Source organism: Rhodoferax koreense (assembly GCF_001955695.1).
Classification (GTDB): domain Bacteria; phylum Pseudomonadota; class Gammaproteobacteria; order Burkholderiales; family Burkholderiaceae_C; genus Rhodoferax_B; species Rhodoferax_B koreensis.
Genome location: NZ_CP019236.1, coordinates 5196591 through 5215347, shown reverse-complemented (window position 1 = coordinate 5215347; position 18757 = coordinate 5196591). Strand labels below are relative to the sequence as shown.

Below are 18757 nucleotides of genomic sequence, written 5' to 3'. Positions count from 1 at the left end.
GCAAAAGCCGGCCAGGCCCGACAATCGCCAGATGAAAATCATCCGACTGCGCGAAGGCAAAGAGCGCTCGCTTCTGCGCCATCATCCCTGGATCTTCGACTCCGCCATCGCGAAGGGCGGCGGTGACCCGGGTGAAACCGTGCGTGTTGAATCGCATGACGGCAAATTCCTCGGCTGGGCCGGCTTCAGCCCGAGCTCCAAGATCCGCGCGCGGGTCTGGAGCTTCGACGAAGCTCAGCGCATCGATGCTGCTTTTTTCATAGCTGCCATCGCAGCATCCGTGAGCGCCAGGGTCCGATTCGATGTACAAAGCGACGGCGTGCGCCTGGTGCATGGCGAATCCGACGGCCTGCCTGGGCTGATCGTCGATCGTTACGGCGATACGCTGGTGGCGCAATTCCTTTTTGCCGGGGCCGAGCGCTGGAAGCCGGTGATCGTGCAGGCGTTGCTGGACGCGACGGGTCTCACGAAACTTTATGAACGTTCCGACACGGGACCGCGCGCGCTCGAGGGGCTGCAGCCGTCCACCGGCTGGCTGGCGGGGGAGGGCGCGACAGAACTGGTGATCCAGGAGCACGACTGGCAGCTCGGCCTGGACATCGCCGAAGGCCACAAGACAGGCTTCTACCTCGACCAGCGCGACAGCCGCCGCAAGATGGCCGAAGCGGCGCAGCGCCTGGGCCTTTTGAACGTGCTCAACTGCTTCTGCTACACCGGCGGCTTCACCGTGGCCGCGCTTTCCGGCATGCGCGCGGCGGGCAATGGCGCCACTGGCCACGTCACCTCCATCGATTCCTCCGGCCCGGCGCTCCAGCGGGCGGCGGCCAACGTGGCGCGCAACGGCTTTGCCGCGGAAAGTGCGACCTTCATGGACGCCGACGTGAACGCTTCGCTGCGCCAGTTCATCGAAGCGGGGCGCACGTTCGACGGCATCGTGCTCGATCCGCCGAAATACGCCCCCACCGTGGCCCATGCCGAACGCGCCGCACGCGCCTACAAGGACATCAACCGGCTGGCCTTCAAGCTGCTCGCGCCGGGCGGGGTGCTGTTCACCTATTCGTGCTCGGGCGGCATCAGCCCCGACCTGTTCCACAAGATCGTGGCCTCGGCCGGCAGCGATGCGGGGGTGGACGGCTTCATCACCGAGCGCCTGGGCGGTGCGCCCGACCATGCGATGACGCTGAATTTCCCCGAAGGCGAGTACTTGAAAGGCCTGGTCGTGGTGCGCAAATAGTGTGGGGAAACCCCTGATCCAATAGGTGGGTACACTCCCGGCTGTTAATTTGTCCACATTGGTCTGCAATGGGTGCCCGCCGCTGCGTCTGCGGCCCTCCCGCCGGGCAGCGCCTGCATCCATCTCCAGGCCCTGGTAGCGCACTATGCGAAGGAAACCATGAGCCTCATTCCTGTAACCATCCTCACCGGCTTTCTGGGCTCGGGCAAGACGACGCTGCTCAAACGGGTGTTGACCGAAGCCCATGGGCAGAAGATCGCCGTCGTCGAAAACGAATTCGGCGAAGAGAACATCGACAACGAGATCCTGGTCTCCGAGCCCGGCGAGCAGATCATCCAGCTCAACAACGGCTGCATCTGCTGCTCCATCCGCGAAGACCTGCGCTCCACCCTGAGCCTGCTGGCCGACAAGAAACGCAAGGGCACGCTCGATTTCGAGCGCGTGGTGATCGAAACCACCGGCCTGGCCGATCCCGGCCCCGTGGCGCAGACCTTCTTCATGGACGACGAGATCGCCGAGAGCTACCTGCTCGACTCGATCCTGACCCTGGTCGACGCCAAGCACGCGGCCACGCAGCTCAACGAGCGGCAGGAAGCGCGCCGCCAGGTCGGTTTCGCCGACCAGATCTTCATCAGCAAGTCGGACCTGGTCGCCAAGGACGAGGTCGATGCGCTGATGCACCGGCTCAAGCACATGAACCCCCGCGCGCCGCAGAAGACGGTGCATTTCGGCGAGGTGGCGTTGTCCGAGGTGTTCGACCTGCGCGGCTTCAACCTGAACGCCAAGCTCGACATCGACCCCGACTTCCTCAAGGAAGACGACCATGACCATGGCCATGAAGGGCACGACCACGAACATGGCGAACACTGTGACCATCCTTCGCATGCGCACGACCATGCCGGCCATGGGCACCACCATCACCATGACGACGACGTGAAGAGTTTCGTCTTCCGCTCGGACCGCGCCTTCGATCCGGCCAAGCTCGAAGACTTCCTCGGCGCGATCGTGAATATTTACGGCCCACGCATGTTGCGTTACAAAGGTGTGCTCAACATGCGTGGCACCGAGCGCAAGGTGATCTTCCAGGGCGTGCACCAGCTCATGGGCAGCGACCTCGGCCCGGCCTGGGCCGCGGACGAGAAGCGCACCAGCAAAATGGTGTTCATCGGCATCGACCTGCCGCAGGACATCTTTTTGCAAGGCATGGAGCAGTGCCTGATTTGAGGTTAATCTGTTGCTTTTCGGCGGGTGATTAAATGATTGCGACGTTTTTCCAATTGATGGGCCTGGGCTTCGGCAAACCGGACAGCGCTCGCGCCGATGGAAAGTCGTCTCCTTCATCCTCTTCATCGGGCGACAAGCCGCAACGGCCCGCTTCGGCGGCGGCCAAGCCCCTGGCCGCAGCCGGCGCGGCAGCCAAGCCAGCGCCCAAAGCCGCGAGCAAGGCAGCAGCCCCCAAGAAGGCCGCCGTCACCGCGTCCAAACCCTCGAATAAACCGGCTGCAGTTCCTGCGGCAAAGTCCGCGGCCAAAACCGCCAAACCAACTGCAACCCCTGCAGCCCCTGCCTCGAAGACGCCCGTGAACAAAACCAAAACATCGCCCGCCCCATCGGTGCCGGCCAAACAGGCGGAAACCACCGTGACTGCCACCAAGAAGGCGACGCCGGGCCCAGCGCCGGTGGCGGTCGCGCCCGCCGTGGTGGCGCCCCCGGCCGTGCCTCAAAAAAGCGCGCGCGCCTCTTCCCGGCTTGCGCAATTGACCGTACCATCGATGGCCCAGGTGGTGGCTTCCACCGCCGCGAAAGCCAGCTACACCCAAGACAAGCCTTCCTCCATGATCGTCCCGCCTCCACACATGGCTGCCAAAAAAGACCCCAAGTTGGCCAACAACTGGAAAACCACCCCGGTCGAAAAGATGACCGATGCCGAAGTCTTGGCCATGCCCGACTCCGAGTACATGAACGAGAAGCAGATGGCCTTCTTCCGCCACAAGCTGGTGGTGCTGAAGCAGGACATGCTGAACAACGCCGGTGAAACCACCGAGCACCTGCGCGAAGACACGGTGGTCGTGCCCGATCCGGCCGATCGCGCCACCATCGAGGAAGAGCATGCGCTCGAATTGCGCACGCGTGACCGCGAACGCAAGTTGCTGAAGAAGATCGAGCAATCCATCAACCGCATCGACGCGGGCGACTACGGCTACTGCGACGAGACCGGCGAACCCATCGGCGTCGGCCGCCTGCTGGCCCGGCCCACGGCCACGCTGTCGCTCGAGGCGCAGCAGCGCCGCGAACTCAAACAGAAGATGTTCGGCGACTGAAGAGGTGTCGATTGCACCCGTTGCGAAAGCCGATCTCCGCTCCGCTGTCCACCTGACCTGACATCACTTCGACCATGGCCCAGGACGACCAGCCGCCACAGCCTTCCGGACTGCTCTCCAAGGTCGTCAAGTTCGTGCGCAACCCGACCATGAACTGGTCCGACCTGGACCAGCCCGAGGCCGACAAGGAAAGCGTCTACAGCAAGCAGATGCTCAAGGAGATGATCGAGCGCAAGCGCCGCAACGACTTCGTGCGGCGCCGCGAGTTCGACCAGTTGCGCAAGCTGCGCCAGCGCGGCGCGCTCTCGGGTGCCGCGCCGGGCTCGGGGGGCGACGACCTCGGCCGGCCGTCGTTCTTCCAGAGCAGCATGCCGTCCAAGTCCGAAGACCGCGCCGGCACGCTCAAGAAGATCGACGAAATCGAAGCCCAGATGTCGATGCAGTGGTGGAAGTCGAAGGATGTCGGCGCTTCCGAGCCGGTGCCGCTGTCTTCCCGCGCCGGCCTGATCAAGGACACGAAACCGGATGTGCTGAAGTTCAGCGATGACGACAGCCATGACGCGGACCACGCGGCGCGCCACTATGCGGCCACCGTGCCGGCCTCCCTGCCTGCGCACCTGCGCGACGACGCTTCCTACACGCTGAGCACCAGCGGCGCTGCCTATGCGGCCACCGAAGTGTCGCCCTTGACGGACGGACACAGTCGCATGGGGCCGGCGCCCGCCGCCTCCGTTCACGAGCCGGTCGTCGACCTGCTGGCGGCGCTGAACGACGACCTCGAGCTCGATTACGACGCACAGCCGCCCGTGGCCGCCGAAGTTCCCGATTTCGTCCATGCACCGGAGCTCGAGGAGGCGGCGATCCGCTTTGCCAACGGCGACGACGCCGGTGCCGAAGCGGCGATCCTGGCCGTGCTCGAATCCGAGCCCGAGCAGATCGGCCCGTCGGAGACATGGATGACGCTCTTCGACCTGTACCGTGCCACCGGCCAGCAGGACCGCTTCGATACCGTCGGCATCGACTTCGCCACGCGGTTCAACCGCTCCGCGCCACCCTGGTTTTCCATGCCGACGCTGGCAGGCAGCTCCCAGCCACCGGTTGCCGATGCCGGTCAGAAGGCGGCGACTCCCGCTGGCCGCAGCCACGGCTTCAACTGGAGCAGCCCTGCCGTGATGGGCGCCAGTGCCGTGCTGGGCTTGCAGTCGATGGTGCAGTCCAGGTCGCCACAATCGCTGCGGCTGAACTGGGCCAACCTGTTGTCCATCGACGTGGCCGCGCTCGATGCATTGGCCCTGCTGTTCGCCGACTGGGCAGAGCAGGGCCTGCAACTGTTCTTTGCCGATGGCGATCGGCTGGAAGCGGTCGTCAAGGCGGCCACCCGCTCGGGTGAGCGCTCGGTGAACCAGGCCTGGTGGCGGCTGCGGCTGGAGATGCTGCGCATCATGCAGCGGCCCGATGAATTCGATCTGGTGGCGCTCGAATACTGCATCACCTACGAGGTATCGCCGCCTTCGTGGCGGCCGGTGCACTGCAGTTTCGCCGCGGTGCAGGCCGACGATTACGATGGGCTCGGATCACCCGATGCGCATGCGCCTGGTTCCGCGCCCGAGGCTGAGTCCGGGTCGTCCTCCGGCAACTCCGAATTCAAATCCACCCATTTCGGCACCGACAGCGAGCCGGTCCCGCTGCAGGCCACCGCCGCCGTGGGCATGGGCACCCTGTCCGGCCTGGTGGTGGGGGATGCCACCCAGGCCTTGGCGTCGGTCGACGGCACGGTGCGCGAGGGCGGTCTGCTGGTGATCTCCTGCGATCACCTGATCCGCATCGATTTCTCGGCCGCCGGCTCGGTGCTGAACTGGGCCGCGGCGCAGCAGGGCGCTGGCCGTCGCGTCGAGTTCCGGGGGCTGCATCGCCTGGTGGCGATCTTCTTCAACGTCATCGGCATCAACGAAAATGCCAAGGTGATTCCCCGGAAGAATTAGCACACTCCCAGGTTGCACCCTTCCCCGGGGTCGAGCCAAAGGCTCGACAACGCATGTCGCGCCCCCCGCCTTCGACAGGCTCAGGACAGGCTTGCTGGGGGCGACACCTGGCGCCCCGGCGACGGCTCTCCTGAGCTTGTCGAAGGGCCGGTTCTACGGTGTCTCTGGAATGGGTGTTAATGCGCGCCGTCACTGAGGCACATCTGGTTGCATTTCGGCAGTGCCTGCGCCAGCTTTTCCCGGCGGGCGCGCTTGCAATCCGCTTTGCTCATCCTCAAATAAATCCTTATGGAACAATTTCACGGTACTACCATCATCAGCGTTCGGCGGCAGACGCCGCAGGGCATGCAGGTCGCCATCGGCGGCGACGGGCAGGTCACGCTGGGCTCCATCGTCATCAAGGGGTCGGCGCGCAAGGTCAGGAAGCTTTATCACGACAAGGTGCTCGCCGGTTTTGCGGGCGCCACGGCCGATGCGTTCACGCTGTTCGAGCGGTTCGAGGGCAAGCTCGAGAAGCACCAGGGGCATCTGGTGCGCGCGGCCATCGAACTCACCAAGGACTGGCGCACCGACCGCGTGCTGCGCCGGCTTGAAGCCATGCTGGCCGTGGCCGACAGCCAGGCCTCGCTGATCATCACCGGCAACGGCGACGTGCTCGAGCCCGAGCGCGGCATCGTGGCCATCGGTTCCGGTGGGGCGTATGCCCAGTCGGCCGCGATTGCGATGCTGGAGAACTCGGATCTTTCGGCGCGCGACATTGTGAAGAAATCGCTGGAGATCGCGGGCGAAGTCTGCATCTACACGAACATGAACCATGTCATAGAGACTCTTTGAGTCTCTGGCTCACCCCCAGGTTGCGCACTGCGTGTCGCGCCCACCCCCTTGCAGGGGGCGACACCAGCGGCCTGGCAGAGCCAGTTCCGCGGTGTCCCTGGAAGGGACAGCCGAACAGCCCTATTGTCTATTTGCGTGTTTGAACTGAATACGATCTATGTCCTCCATGACCCCCCAGGAAATCGTCTCCGAACTCGACCGGCACATCGTCGGCCAGCGCGACGCCAAGCGCGCCGTGGCCATCGCCCTGCGCAACCGCTGGCGGCGGCAGCAGGTGGATGAGAAGCTGCGCTTCGAGATCACACCCAAGAACATCCTGATGATCGGCCCCACCGGCGTGGGCAAGACCGAGATCGCCCGGCGGCTGGCGCGGCTGGCGGACGCGCCGTTCATCAAGGTCGAAGCCACCAAGTTCACCGAGGTCGGCTACGTGGGCAAGGACGTGGATGCGATCATCCGCGACCTGGCCGACATCGCCGTGAAGCAGACGCGCGAATCCGAGATGAAGAAGGTGCGTGTGCGCGCGGAAGATGCGGCCGAGGAGCGCATCCTCGACATCCTGATTCCGACGGCGCGGTCCGTGGAAAGCACCGACGAGCATCATCCGGCCACGCCGCAGATCGAAGGTCCGGCGCGCCAGTCGTTCCGCAAGAAGCTGCGCGAGCACCAGCTCGACGACAAGGAAATCGAGATCGACGTGGCCGACGTGCGCACACAGCTCGAAATCATGGGCCCGCCGGGCATGGAGGAGATGACCGAGCAGTTGCGCGGCATGTTCAGCCAGGTCGGCGCGCCCAAGCGCAAGACGCGCAAGCTCAAGATCAGCGAAGCCATGAAGCTGCTGATCGAGGAAGAGGCCGGCAAACTCGTCAACGAGGAAGAGATCAAGACCCGCGCCATCTTTAACGCCGAGCAGAACGGCATCGTCTTCATCGACGAGATCGACAAGGTCACCTCGCGCAGCGAAGGCGGTGGTGCCGAAGTGTCGCGCCAGGGTGTACAGCGCGACCTGCTGCCGCTGGTCGAGGGCACGACGGTATCCACCAAATACGGGCCGATCAAGACCGACCACATCCTGTTCATCGCCTCCGGGGCCTTCCACCTGAGCCGCCCGAGCGACCTGATCCCCGAGTTGCAGGGGCGCTTTCCGATCCGGGTGGAACTACAGTCCCTGTCGGTGCAGGATTTCGAAGCCATCCTGACGCAGACCCATGCCTCGCTCGTGAAGCAATACCAGGCCTTGCTGGCCACGGAGAAGGTCACGCTCGAGTTTTCGCCCGACGGCCTGACGCGGCTCGCGCACATCGCCTTCGACGTGAACGAACGCACCGAGAACATCGGTGCGCGGCGCCTGTCGACGGTGATGGAGCGGCTGCTGGACGAAGTGAGTTTCGACGCCACCAAACTCGAGGGTCAGACCGTGGTGATCGATGCGGCCTATGTCGATGGCCGGCTCCAGGAGTTGAGCAAGAACGAGGATCTCTCGCGCTACATTCTTTGACGCGCGGGCAAAGAGTGCTGGCATTATTCACAGTGTCAAGCTGAATGTGCTTTTCACGTTCTGAACTGTAGCTGAGACGGCACATTCAGAACTTGGGCTAAGTGCTTAATTTAGAACGATTTTTTCTGCAAGTTCTAAATCCGGTGCCGCCGCTAAGTCGTTGATTTGATTACAAAAAATACGTGCCAACACCCCGGCAAAGTGTGCTTTTCCTGCTACAGTGGAAAAAAGTGCAATTAAGTGGTGAAAAGTGCCCTCGCATGGCCCACTTGCTTGCATCTACTTGCGAGGGTGGGCTGTTGTGTTTCAAGGGGCTTCGTCTCTAAGTCTGGATGCCAAGGGGCGGCTATCGGTGCCGACCCGGCATCGTGACGTCCTGAGCGCGACGGCCAATGGACAGCTCACGATCACCAAACACCCCCACGGCTGCCTGATGGTATTCCCCCGCCCCGAGTGGGAGAAATTCCGCGAGCGCATCGCTGCGTTGCCCATGTCGGCACAGTGGTGGAAACGCATCTTCCTGGGCAACGCGATGGATGTGGAGATGGACGGCACCGGCCGCGTGCTGGTCTCGCCCGAGCTGCGTGAAGGCGCGGGCATCTCCAAGGAAACCATGCTGCTGGGCATGGGCAACCATTTCGAACTCTGGGACAAGGCGACCTACGACGCGCAGGAAGCCAAGGCGATGCAGGGCGAAACGCCCGAAGCCTTCAAGGACTTTTCTTTCTAAGGCACCACGGTGGACGCGTCATGGACACATACCACCGTCTTGTTGCAGGAAGCAGTCGACGCCCTTCTCAGCAACAAGCCGGTCATGGCGGCATCCGCGATGCCGGGCACGGGCGCGACCTATGTGGACGCCACCTTCGGACGCGGCGGTCATTCGCGGCTGCTGCTGGCGCGCCTCGGGCCGCAGGACCGCCTGATCGCATTCGATCGCGACCCGGCCGCGATCGCCGAAGCCGCGCAGATCGCCGACCCGCGGTTTGCCATTCGTCACCAGGCGTTCAGCCACCTGGGCGAACTGCCGCCGGCCAGCGCGGCCGGCGTCCTGATGGACCTGGGCGTGAGCTCGCCGCAGATCGACAACCCCGAGCGCGGCTTCAGTTTTCGGTTCGAAGGGCCCCTCGACATGCGCATGGACACCACGCGTGGCGAGAGTGTGGCCGAGTGGCTGGCGACAGCCGAAGTTCAACAGATCGCAGAGGTGATACGTGACTACGGCGAAGAACGGTTTGCTGGCCCCATTGCAAAGGCGATTGTTGCTCGCCGACAGGAACGGGGCCCAATTTCATCCACCACCGAACTGGCCGAGCTCGTGGCTGGCACGGTCAAAACCCGCGAGCAGGGCCAGAACCCTGCAACGCGCACATTTCAGGCTTTTCGGATTTTCATCAACGCCGAGCTTGAAGAGCTCCAGCAGGCGCTAGAAGCGAGCCTGACCGTGCTGCAACCTGGAGGCCGCCTGGTGGTGATCAGTTTCCATTCGCTGGAAGACCGCATCGTCAAACAGTTCATCGCCAAGCACACGCGCGAGGTGGTGGACCGTCGCGCGCCCGACTGGATGCTCGCCGCGAAGGCGCCGGTGATGAAACTCAAGGCCCTGGACCGCATCAAACCGAGTGCGGCCGAAGTGGCCGCCAACCCGCGTTCGCGCAGCGCGGTGATGCGCGTGGCCGAAAGGACGGTGGCAACATGACCCGACTCAACCTGGTCCTGTTGATGGCCGTGCTGGCCAGCGCGTTGTACCTGGTGCGCACGCAGTACGAATCGCGCAACCTCTTCGTCCAGGTCGACAAGGCGAATGCGCTCGCGCACCAGCTGGAGATCGACAACGAGCGCCTGCAGGTCGAAAAACGCGCCCAGGCCACGCCGCTGCGCGTGGAGAAGCTGGCCAAGGAGCAGTTGCAGATGCGCACCAGCACGCCGGCCATCACGCAATACGTGACGATGCAGGCTGCACCCGCTGCCGCGGCGACGACACCGTCCGAAACCGGCACCTCGGCCGGTGGCCGTGGCCGCCAGGTGCTGGACAACAGCCGGAGGATTGAATGAGCCGTAGCGTTCGTTATACCTCCAGCCCGCTGCTGGCCAGCAAGACGCCGGTCTGGCGCAGTAAGCTGGTAGTGGCCGCCATCGCCATGGGCTTCGTCGGCCTGGCCGCGCGTGCGGCCTACATCCAGGTCATCGGCAACGACTTCTTCCAGCGCCAGGGCGAGGTGCGTTTCGCGCGCACGCTGGAACTGCCGGCCAACCGCGGCCGCATCCTCGACCGCAACGGCCTGATCCTGGCCTCGAGCGTGATCGCGCCCAGCATCTGGGCGATTCCAGAAGACGTGGACCGCGACCCGGCCAAGCTGCGCGAACTCGCCCGGCTGCTCCAGATGCCGCTGGCCGACCTGAACAAGAAGCTCGAGAACGAAGACAAGACCTTCGTCTGGCTCAAGCGCCAGGTCGATGAGCCCATCGTGCAGCAGATCAACGCCCTGAAGATCCGCGGCATCTACCAGCGCAAGGAATACAAGCGCCAATACCCCGAAGGCGAGGCCATCGCACACGTGCTTGGCTTCACCAACGTGGAAGACCAGGGCCAGGAAGGTGTGGAGCTGAGCTTCAACAAGGAGCTGCGCGGCAAACCCGGTTCGCGCCGCGTGATCAAGGACCGGCTCGGCCGCGTCGTCGAGGACATCGGCGACCAAGTGCCGCCGGTCGAAGGCAAGGAAATCCAGCTCAGCATCGACAGCAAGGTGCAGTTCTTCGCCTACCAGAAGCTGCGCGACGCGGTGATCGCCCACCGCGCCAAGGCCGGCAGCGTGGTGGTGCTCGACAGCGTCACCGGCGAGGTGCTGGCGCTGGCCAACTACCCGAGCTACGTGCCCGACAAGCGGGTGAACCTGACCGGTGAACAACTGCGCAACCGCGCGCTCACCGACACCTTCGAGCCCGGCTCGACGATGAAGCCGATCACCGTCGGCATGGCGCTCGAGGCCGGCCGCGTGAAGCCGTCCACGCTCATCGAAACTTCACCAGGCCGCTTCCAGATCGGCGGCTTCACCATCAGCGACACGCACAACTACGGCACGCTCACGGTCGAAGGGGTGATCCAGAAGTCGAGCAACGTCGGTGCGCTGAAGATCGCTCAGAAGATGACGCCCCACGAAATGTGGGACACCTACACCTCGCTGGGCTACGGCCAGAAGCCGCAGATCGAATTCCCAGGCGCCGTCACCGGGCGGCTGCGCCCGTGGAAGACCTGGAAACCGGTCGAGCAGGCGACCATGGCCTATGGCTACGGCCTGTCGGCCTCGCTGTTCCAGATGGCGCATTCCTACACCTCGTTCGCGCACGACGGCAGCATCATCCCGGTCACGATTCTGAAGAACCACGAGGCGCCGGTCGGCGTGAAGGTGTTCTCCGCGGAAAACGCGCACGCCGTGCGCAAGATGCTGCAGATGGCCGCCGCGCCCGGTGGCACCGGCCCGCTGGCGCAGACGCTCGGCTATTCGGTCGGCGGCAAGTCGGGCACGGCCCACAAGCAGGTCGGCAAGGGCTACGCCAGCAACAAATACCGTTCCTGGTTCACCGGCATGGCGCCGATCGAGAAGCCGCGCATCATCGTCGCCGTGATGGTCGACGAGCCGAGCGACGGCCAATATTTCGGCGGCATCGTCGCCGCGCCGATCTTCAGCGAGGTGGTGCAGCAGACGCTGCGCATGATGGGTGTGCCGCCCGACATCGACGTCAAGCCGCAGGTGACGGCGCAACCGGTGGAGGAATCGTTCTGATGAACGTGTTCCAACAGCCGCTCGAGGCCGCGCACTGGTTGCGCGGCCTGGTCGCATCCGGGTCCGGCAGCTTGCAGGTGGACAGCCGGCGGGTGCGGCCGGGCGACGCCTTCATCGCCTGGCCCGGTGCCGCGGTCGATGGCCGCCAGTTCATCGGCGCCGCCCTGGCGCAGGGTGCGGTGGCCTGTCTGATCGAGGCGTCCGGCCACGAGGCTTTCGGCTTCCACGACGAACGTGTGGCGGGTTACGCCGGGCTCAAGGCCAGCACCGGGCCGATTGCCGCCGCCTATTTCGGCCATCCGAGCGACAGCCTCGACGTGCTGGCCGTGACCGGCACCAACGGCAAGACCTCCACCAGCTGGTGGCTGGCCCAGGCGCTATCGAAAGTGAAGCTGCCCGCGCCCGTGCCATGCGCGGTGGTGGGTACTTTGGGCGTGGGAATCCCGCCCGAGGTCGAGGCCACCGGGCTGACCACGCCCGACCCGGTGCTGCTGCAGCGGCAGTTCCGCCGCTTCGTGGACGAGGGCATCCGGGCCTGCGCCATCGAGGCTTCGAGCATCGGCGTGGCCGAACGCCGGCTCGACGGCACGCGCATCCGCGTGGGCATCTTCACCAATTTCACGCAGGACCACCTCGACTACCACGGGGGCATGGATGCCTACTGGACGGCCAAGGCCGAACTCTTCGCCTGGCCCGGCCTGCAAGCCGCGGTGCTCAACGTCGACGACAGCAAAGGCGCCGAACTGGCGGCCACGCTGGCTGGCGGCGCGCTCGACGTGTGGTCGGTGGGCATCGAGGCCGAGGCGCGGCTCCGGGCCGTCGAGGTCGGTTATGCCGCCCAGGGTTTGTCCTTCACCGTCGTCGAAGGCGCCGAGCGCCATCGGGTACAGACACCGCTGATCGGCCTGTACAACGTGTCCAACCTGCTCGGCGTCATGGGTGCGATGCGCGCCATGGGCGTGCCGCTGGCCGAGGTCGTGCGCGCCTGTGCCGCCGTCACGCCGGTGCCGGGCCGCATGGACTGCCTCAATGCCGCCGGCCAGCCGCTGGTGGCCATCGACTATGCCCACACGCCAGACGCCCTCGACAAGGCTTTGCTCGCGCTCCGTCCGCTGGCCAGCGCGCGCGGCGGCCAGCTGTGGTGCGTGTTCGGCTGCGGCGGCGACCGCGATGCGACCAAGCGTCCGCTGATGGCCGCCGTGGCCGAGAAACAGGCCGACATGGTCGTCGTCACCAGCGACAACCCGCGCGGCGAAAAGCCGGAGCACATCATTGCCCAGATCCTGCTCGGCCTGAGCCACGACCACTGCGTGCAGGTGCAGGCCGACCGCGCGCTGGCCATCGCCGACGCGCTGGCCCAGGCGCAACCGCAAGACGTGGTGCTGCTGGCCGGCAAGGGCCACGAGGCCACGCAGGAAGTGGCCGGCGTGAAGCATCCGTTCTCCGACAAGGCCGAGGCCGAAATGGCGTTGCAGCGGCGCAGCGGGGTGGCGCCATGATGATGACCCTGGCCCAGGCGCTGGCATGGATTCCCGGCGGCCGTCTCCATGGCGACGGCGCCGTCGCCATCCAGCGCGTGCACACCGACACACGCAGCCTGCAGCCGGGCGACCTGTTCGTCGCCTTGCGCGGCGACAACTTCGACGCCAACACGATGCTGGCGCAGGCCAAGGCCAGCGGCGCCGTGGCGGCCCTGTGCCATGCGGGCGCGAGCGGCGGCATCCAGGCCACCGGCCTGCCGTGCATCGAGGTGGACGACACGCTGGCCGCGCTCGGCGCCCTGGCCACGGGCTGGCGCAGCCAGTTCAGACTGCCGCTGATCGCCGTGACCGGCAGCAACGGCAAGACCACGGTGACGCAGATGATCGCCAGCATCCTGCGCGCCGCCGAGCCGGAGGCCTCCCTCGCCACGCAGGGCAACTACAACAACGAGATCGGCGTGCCGCTGACGCTGCTGCGCCTCTCGGCCGCGCACCGGCTGGCCGTGGTCGAGCTCGGCATGAACCACCCGGGCGAGATCGCCCGGATCGCCGCCATGGCCCGGCCGACGGTGGCCCTGGTCAATAACGCGCAACGCGAGCACATGGAGTTCATGGCCACGGTGGAAGCCGTGGCGCGGGAAAACGGCGTCGTCCTCCAGGCCATGGCGGAAGATGGCGTGGCCGTGTTCCCGGCCGACGACGACTATGCCCATATCTGGCGCGAACTGGCCGGTCCACGCGTGACGAGCACCTTCGCGATGGTTGGCCCGGCCGACATCACCTGCGACGAGCCCGTCTGGGCCGAAGGCGCATGGCAGGTGCGGGCCCGCACGCCGGCGGGCGACGTGGCCTATGGCCTGCACATCGCCGGTCGGCACAACGTGAAGAATTCGCTGGCCGCGATCGGCTGCGCACTCGCCGCCGGCGTTTCGTTAGACGCCATCGGCCGCGGGCTTGCGGCCTTCGAACCCGTCAAGGGCCGTTCGCGCGCGCTCGCGCTGACCATCGAGGACCGCGCGCTGACCCTGGTAGACGACAGCTACAACGCCAACCCCGATTCCGTGATCGCCGCGATCGAGGTGCTGGCTGGCCTGCCTGGCCCGCGCCTGCTGGTGCTCGGCGACATGGGCGAGGTCGGCGACCAGGGGCCGCAGTTCCATGCCGAGGTCGGCGCGCGTGCGGCGCAGGCCGGCATCGAGCACGTGTTGACGCTCGGCGAGCTGACGGCACATACCGTGCAGGCCTTCGGTCAAGCCAGTCCAGGTTTGTGCCGTCATTTCGGCGCCGACGTGGACGCGCTCAACGCGGCCATTGCGGCCCTGCTGCCTGGCGTGGCGAGCGTGCTCGTCAAAGGCTCCAAATTCATGAAGATGCCGCGCGTGGTCGATTTCATCGTCGCCAGCGCCAAGTCGCCATCCCAACAAGTTTCCAAGGAGCCCAACCATGCTGCTTAGCCTGGCCCAGTGGCTGCAGACCCTTTCACCCGACTTCGGGTTCTTTCGCGTCTTCCAGTACCTGACCTTCCGCGCCGTGATGGCCGCCGTGACCGCCTTGATGATCGGTCTGCTGGCCGGCCCGGCGGTGATCCGCAAGCTCGCCGAACTCAAGGTCGGCCAGCCGATCCGCGGCTACGGCATGGAGAGCCACATGGCCAAGCAGGGCACGCCAACCATGGGCGGCGTGCTGATCCTGCTGTCCATCGCCATTTCCACGCTGCTGTGGTTCGACCTCTCCAACCGCTTCGTCTGGATCGTGCTGCTGGTCACGCTGGGCTTCGGGGCCATCGGCTGGGTCGACGACTGGCGCAAGGTGGTCAACAAGGACCCGGAGGGCATGCGCTCGCGCGAGAAATACCTGTGGCAATCGCTGATCGGCCTGGTGGCCGCGCTCTACCTGGTGTTCAGCATATCGGAGAGCTCGAACCTGCGCGTGCTGGAGTTGTTCTTCAGCTGGGTGCAGTCCGGCTTCGACGTGAACCTGCCGCCCAAGGCCGGCCTGCAGCTGCCGTTCTTCAAGGAAGTGAGTTATCCGCTGGGCGTGTTCGGCTTCGTGATCATGACCTACCTGGTGATCGTCGGATCGAGCAACGCGGTGAACCTGACCGACGGGCTGGACGGCCTGGCCATCATGCCGGTGGTGATGGTGGGCTCGGCGCTGGGCGTGTTCGCCTACGTGACCGGCAGCTCGGTGTATTCCAGGTACCTGTTCTTCCCGCACATCCCGGGCTCGGGCGAGCTGCTGATCTTCTGCGCGGCCACGGCCGGCGCCGGCCTGGCCTTCCTGTGGTTCAACACCCACCCGGCGCAGGTGTTCATGGGCGACGTGGGCGCGCTTGCGCTCGGCGGCGCGCTCGGCACCATCGCCGTCATCGTGCGCCAGGAGATCGTGTTGTCCATCATGGGCGGCATCTTCGTGGTGGAGGCGCTGTCGGTGATGATGCAGGTGAGCTATTTCAAGTACACCAAGAAACGCTTCGGGCAGGGCCGGCGCATCCTCAAGATGGCGCCGCTGCACCACCATTTCGAGAAAAGCGGCTGGAAGGAAACGCAGGTCGTGGTGCGCTTCTGGATCATCACCATGCTGCTGTGCCTGATCGGCTTGTCCACTTTGAAGCTGCGGTGAAGCCATGCGCCATCTTCAAGACCTCCACGTTCTGATCCTCGGCCTCGGCGCCTCCGGCCTGGCCATGGCCCGCTGGTGCGCGCGCCATGGCGCGGTCGTGACCGTGGCCGACACGCGCGAAGCGCCGCCGCAGCTGGCCGCGCTGCAAGGCGATCTGTCCGCGGTCCGCTTCATCGCCGGCCCGTTCGATGCCGCGCTGGTGCATGGCACCGAAATCCGCGCCGTCTACCGGTCCCCCGGCCTGTCGCCCGAGAGCATCGCGCCGGTGGTCGACGCCGCGCGCGCCATCGGCCTGCCGGTCGGTGGCGAGCTCGATCTGTTCGGCATGGCCCTGGCCGATCTGGCCCAGCCACCTGTATCCGAAATCCAGGCCGACGAGGCGTGGACCGAGCCGGATGAAAGCACGAAACCGGTGCCGCAACCCGATGCCGACGACCCCGAACTCGAACAGGCCGACGGCCAGCCCCTGCCCGAAGGCGAGGCCGACGGCGATGCACCGGTGGACGACGACAACGCGCCGCTGCCCGAGCCGCCCGCGCCCAAGCAGCCCACCGGCTACCACCCCGTGGTGCTCGGCATCACCGGAACCAACGGCAAGACCACGGTCACGTCACTCACCGGCCAACTCATTGCGCGGGCCGGCAAGACCGTGGCCGTGGCCGGCAACATCGGCCCGACGCTGCTCGACACGCTCGCCGCGGCCATCGATGCCGCCGGTGACGACCTCGCCGCGCTGCCGCAGGTCTGGGTGCTGGAGTTGTCCAGCTTCCAGCTCGATGCCGCCAACACCTTCGAGCCCACGGCCGGCACCGTGCTCAACATCTCGCAGGACCACCTCGACTGGCACGGCAGCATGGCCGCCTACACCGCTGCCAAGGCGCGCGTGTTCGGCGCCAGGGGCCTGATGCTGCTGAACCGCGAAGACCCGGCGGTGATGGCCATGTTGCCCGCGCCGATCAAGGTCAAGCTGCAGAAGCCGCAGGTCCGCGCCCACGTCACCTTCGGCGGCGACATGCCGACGCGGCCCGGTGACTTCGGTCTCGAAGTCGTCAACGGCATGACTTGGCTGGTGCGCGCCATGGAGGCCGACGAGACCAAGCGCAAACGCAGCGAGGCGGCTGACGACCTGCACATCCAGCGCCTGATGCCGGCCGATGCGCTGCGCATCCGCGGCCGGCACAACGCCGTCAACGCACTCGCCGGCCTGGCATTGGCCGTCGCCGCGGGCTGCGCGCTCGCGCCGGTGCTGTACGGTCTGCGCGAATACACCGGCGAGCCGCACCGCGTGGAGCCGGTCGCGACCGTGCAGGACGTGGAATATTTCGACGACAGCAAGGGCACCAACGTCGGCGCCACCGTGGCGGCACTCAACGGCCTGGGCGCCGAGCGGCGTGTGGTGCTGATCCTGGGTGGCGAAGGCAAGGGCCAGGACTTCGCACCGCTGGCCGCGCCCGTATTGCGCTACGCGCGCGCCGTGGTGCTGATCGGCCGCGACGCGCCGTTGATCCGCGCCGCACTCGAAGCTGCCGGCGTGCCGCTGCACGAAGCCGGTTCGATGGCCGAAGCCGTGACCCTGGCCAGCGAAAGTGCGCAGGCCGGCGACGCCGTGCTGATGTCGCCGGCCTGCGCCAGTTTCGACATGTTCAAGGACTACGCGCACCGTGCGCAGGTCTTCGTCGACGCCGTGCACGCGCTGGCCGATGACCTAGCCATGTTCGATGCCGCCATGGAGAAGACGCGATGAGCGCCCAGTCGATGCGCTGGGCCGGCTGGTTCAAGGGCCTGCCCAAGGCCGCGGCCGATGCGTTGCCGGTGCGGCTGGGCGCAAGCAGCTTTTCGCGCACGCCCAGCCAGCCCAAACACGTGAAGGGTTTCGACCAGCCGTTGCTGTGGGTCACGGTGGCGCTGCTGGCCTGGGGCCTGGTGATGGTGTATTCCGCGTCGATCGCCATGCCCGACAACCCGCGGTTCGCCAACTACACGCACAACTTCTTCCTGATCCGGCATGCCGCGTTTCTCGGCGTGGCCTTCGTGGCCGCGCTGATCACCTTCCAGGTGCCCATGCGCACCTGGGAGCGCTGGGCGCCGTGGCTGTTCGTGTTTTCGCTGATCCTGTTGGTACTGGTGCTGGTGCCTGGCGTGGGCCGCGTGGTCTATGGTGCGCGGCGCTGGCTGCCCCTGGGCATCATGAACTTCCAGCCCTCCGAGATGGCCAAGTTCGCCGTGGTGCTGTATGCCGCCGACTACATGGTGCGCAAGATGGACGTGAAGGAAAACTTCTGGCGTGCCGTGTTGCCGATGGGCGTGGCCGTCGGCGTGATCGGCATCCTGCTGCTGGCCGAACCCGACATGGGTGCGTTCATGGTGATCGCCGTGATCGCCATGGGCATCCTGTTCCTGGGCGGCGTGAACGCGCGCATGTTCTTCCTGATCGCCACCATCCTCACGGGCGCGTTCTGCCTGATGATCGCCTTCAACGACTACCGTCGGGCGCGCATCTTCGCCTACCTCGATCCGTGGAGCGACACCAATGCGCTGGGCAAGGGCTACCAGCTCACGCATTCGCTGATCGCCATCGGCCGCGGTGAGATTTTCGGCGTGGGGCTGGGCGGCAGCATCGAAAAGCTCAGTTGGCTGCCCGAGGCCCACACCGACTTCCTGCTGGCCGTGATCGGCGAGGAATTCGGCCTGGTCGGCATGGTGGTGGTGATCGGCCTGTTCTTCTGGCTGATCCGCCGGATCATGCACATCGGCCGCCAGGCCATCGCGCTGGACCGCCTGTTCGCGGGCCTGGTGGCGCAGGGCGTCGGCATCTGGATGGGTTTCCAGACCTTCATCAACATGGGCGTGAACCTGGGCGCGCTGCCGACCAAGGGCCTGACCCTGCCGCTGATGAGCTTCGGCGGCTCGGCGATCCTGTGGAACCTGATTGCGCTGGCCGTGGTGTTGCGGATCGACTTCGAAAATCGGCAACTGATGCATGGGATACGCGCATGA

16 protein-coding genes are annotated in these 18757 nt (G+C 65.7%); 15 read left to right on the top strand and 1 reads right to left on the bottom strand.

What is annotated here, in order from left to right; all coding sequences use genetic code 11:
- Positions 1–31 precede the first annotated feature (31 nt).
- Positions 32–1234 (top strand): class I SAM-dependent rRNA methyltransferase, encoded by a 1203-nt coding sequence (locus tag RD110_RS24120; RefSeq protein WP_076202832.1) that lies wholly within the window; start codon positions 32–34, stop codon positions 1232–1234.
- A gap of 159 nt (positions 1235–1393) precedes the next feature.
- The gene (locus tag RD110_RS24115) at positions 1394–2458 is read left to right on the top strand and encodes a CobW family GTP-binding protein (protein WP_076202830.1); all 1065 of its coding nucleotides are present in this window, start codon (positions 1394–1396) and stop codon (positions 2456–2458) included.
- 28 nt (positions 2459–2486) lie between these two features.
- Here RD110_RS24115 and RD110_RS28425 read toward each other — a convergent pair whose 3' ends face one another.
- Positions 2487–2888, bottom strand: coding sequence for a hypothetical protein (locus RD110_RS28425; RefSeq protein WP_204250093.1), 402 nt, complete (start codon positions 2886–2888; stop codon positions 2487–2489).
- Between RD110_RS28425 and dksA the strand changes: the two genes are divergently transcribed.
- From dksA to ftsW, 13 genes are all read left to right on the top strand, one after another.
- Positions 2815–3555: an RNA polymerase-binding protein DksA gene (gene dksA / locus RD110_RS24110; RefSeq protein WP_157900315.1), complete on the top strand. Its 741-nt coding sequence runs from the start codon at positions 2815–2817 to the stop codon at positions 3553–3555. The two genes, RD110_RS28425 and dksA, sit on opposite strands and share 74 nt — an antisense overlap.
- Positions 3556–3629: 74 nt before the next feature.
- The gene (locus RD110_RS24105) at positions 3630–5537 is read left to right on the top strand and encodes an STAS domain-containing protein (protein WP_076202827.1); all 1908 of its coding nucleotides are present in this window, start codon (positions 3630–3632) and stop codon (positions 5535–5537) included.
- Between the two features lie 288 nt (positions 5538–5825).
- Positions 5826–6371 carry an ATP-dependent protease subunit HslV gene (hslV, locus tag RD110_RS24100; protein WP_076202825.1) on the top strand — a complete coding sequence of 182 codons (546 nt, stop codon included), beginning with the start codon at positions 5826–5828 and terminating at the stop codon, positions 6369–6371.
- 157 nt (positions 6372–6528) lie between these two features.
- Complete coding sequence (gene hslU / locus RD110_RS24095) at positions 6529–7872, top strand: ATP-dependent protease ATPase subunit HslU (protein WP_076202822.1); 1344 nt, start codon at positions 6529–6531, stop codon at positions 7870–7872.
- A 301-nt stretch (positions 7873–8173) separates the two neighbouring features.
- Positions 8174–8602 (top strand): division/cell wall cluster transcriptional repressor MraZ, encoded by a 429-nt coding sequence (gene mraZ, locus RD110_RS24090; protein WP_076202820.1) that lies wholly within the window; start codon positions 8174–8176, stop codon positions 8600–8602.
- Positions 8603–8611: 9 nt separating this feature from the next.
- Positions 8612–9571 carry a 16S rRNA (cytosine(1402)-N(4))-methyltransferase RsmH gene (gene rsmH, locus RD110_RS24085; RefSeq protein WP_076202817.1) on the top strand — a complete coding sequence of 320 codons (960 nt, stop codon included), beginning with the start codon at positions 8612–8614 and terminating at the stop codon, positions 9569–9571.
- Positions 9568–9927, top strand: a complete 360-nt coding sequence (gene ftsL, locus RD110_RS24080) for a cell division protein FtsL (RefSeq protein WP_076202815.1) — start codon at positions 9568–9570, stop codon at positions 9925–9927. Before rsmH ends, ftsL begins: the two co-directional genes overlap by 4 nt.
- The gene (locus tag RD110_RS24075; RefSeq protein ID WP_076202812.1) at positions 9924–11657 is read left to right on the top strand and encodes a peptidoglycan D,D-transpeptidase FtsI family protein; all 1734 of its coding nucleotides are present in this window, start codon (positions 9924–9926) and stop codon (positions 11655–11657) included. Before ftsL ends, RD110_RS24075 begins: the two co-directional genes overlap by 4 nt.
- A complete protein-coding gene (locus tag RD110_RS24070; protein ID WP_076202809.1) occupies positions 11657–13156 on the top strand; it encodes a UDP-N-acetylmuramoyl-L-alanyl-D-glutamate--2,6-diaminopimelate ligase in 1500 nt (499 codons plus the stop codon). The genes RD110_RS24075 and RD110_RS24070 overlap by 1 nt, the downstream gene beginning before the upstream one ends.
- A complete protein-coding gene (locus RD110_RS24065; protein WP_076205588.1) occupies positions 13156–14592 on the top strand; it encodes a UDP-N-acetylmuramoyl-tripeptide--D-alanyl-D-alanine ligase in 1437 nt (478 codons plus the stop codon). The genes RD110_RS24070 and RD110_RS24065 overlap by 1 nt, the downstream gene beginning before the upstream one ends.
- Positions 14582–15760 (top strand): phospho-N-acetylmuramoyl-pentapeptide-transferase, encoded by a 1179-nt coding sequence (gene mraY, locus RD110_RS24060; RefSeq protein WP_076202806.1) that lies wholly within the window; start codon positions 14582–14584, stop codon positions 15758–15760. The genes RD110_RS24065 and mraY overlap by 11 nt, the downstream gene beginning before the upstream one ends.
- A 4-nt stretch (positions 15761–15764) precedes the next feature.
- Positions 15765–17504, top strand: coding sequence for a UDP-N-acetylmuramoyl-L-alanine--D-glutamate ligase (murD, locus tag RD110_RS24055; protein ID WP_076202803.1), 1740 nt, complete (start codon positions 15765–15767; stop codon positions 17502–17504).
- On the top strand, positions 17501–18757 hold the full coding sequence (ftsW, locus tag RD110_RS24050; RefSeq protein ID WP_076202800.1) for a putative lipid II flippase FtsW: 1257 nt from the start codon (positions 17501–17503) through the stop codon (positions 18755–18757). Before murD ends, ftsW begins: the two co-directional genes overlap by 4 nt.

Excerpts from the sequence above, each read along its gene's own strand:
- RD110_RS24120 (WP_076202832.1), top strand. The coding sequence starts at position 32 with ATGAAAATCATCCGACTGCGCGAAGGCAAAGAGCGCTCGCTTCTGCGC.
- RD110_RS24115 (WP_076202830.1), top strand. The coding sequence starts at position 1,394 with ATGAGCCTCATTCCTGTAACCATCCTCACCGGCTTTCTGGGCTCGGGC.
- RD110_RS24105 (WP_076202827.1), top strand. The coding sequence starts at position 3,630 with ATGGCCCAGGACGACCAGCCGCCACAGCCTTCCGGACTGCTCTCCAAG.
- hslV (WP_076202825.1), top strand. The coding sequence starts at position 5,826 with ATGGAACAATTTCACGGTACTACCATCATCAGCGTTCGGCGGCAGACG.
- hslU (WP_076202822.1), top strand. The coding sequence starts at position 6,529 with ATGTCCTCCATGACCCCCCAGGAAATCGTCTCCGAACTCGACCGGCAC.
- ftsL (WP_076202815.1), top strand. The coding sequence starts at position 9,568 with ATGACCCGACTCAACCTGGTCCTGTTGATGGCCGTGCTGGCCAGCGCG.
- RD110_RS24075 (WP_076202812.1), top strand. The coding sequence starts at position 9,924 with ATGAGCCGTAGCGTTCGTTATACCTCCAGCCCGCTGCTGGCCAGCAAG.
- RD110_RS24070 (WP_076202809.1), top strand. The coding sequence starts at position 11,657 with ATGAACGTGTTCCAACAGCCGCTCGAGGCCGCGCACTGGTTGCGCGGC.
- RD110_RS24065 (WP_076205588.1), top strand. The coding sequence starts at position 13,156 with ATGATGACCCTGGCCCAGGCGCTGGCATGGATTCCCGGCGGCCGTCTC.
- mraY (WP_076202806.1), top strand. The coding sequence starts at position 14,582 with ATGCTGCTTAGCCTGGCCCAGTGGCTGCAGACCCTTTCACCCGACTTC.
- murD (WP_076202803.1), top strand. The coding sequence starts at position 15,765 with ATGCGCCATCTTCAAGACCTCCACGTTCTGATCCTCGGCCTCGGCGCC.
- ftsW (WP_076202800.1), top strand. The coding sequence starts at position 17,501 with ATGAGCGCCCAGTCGATGCGCTGGGCCGGCTGGTTCAAGGGCCTGCCC.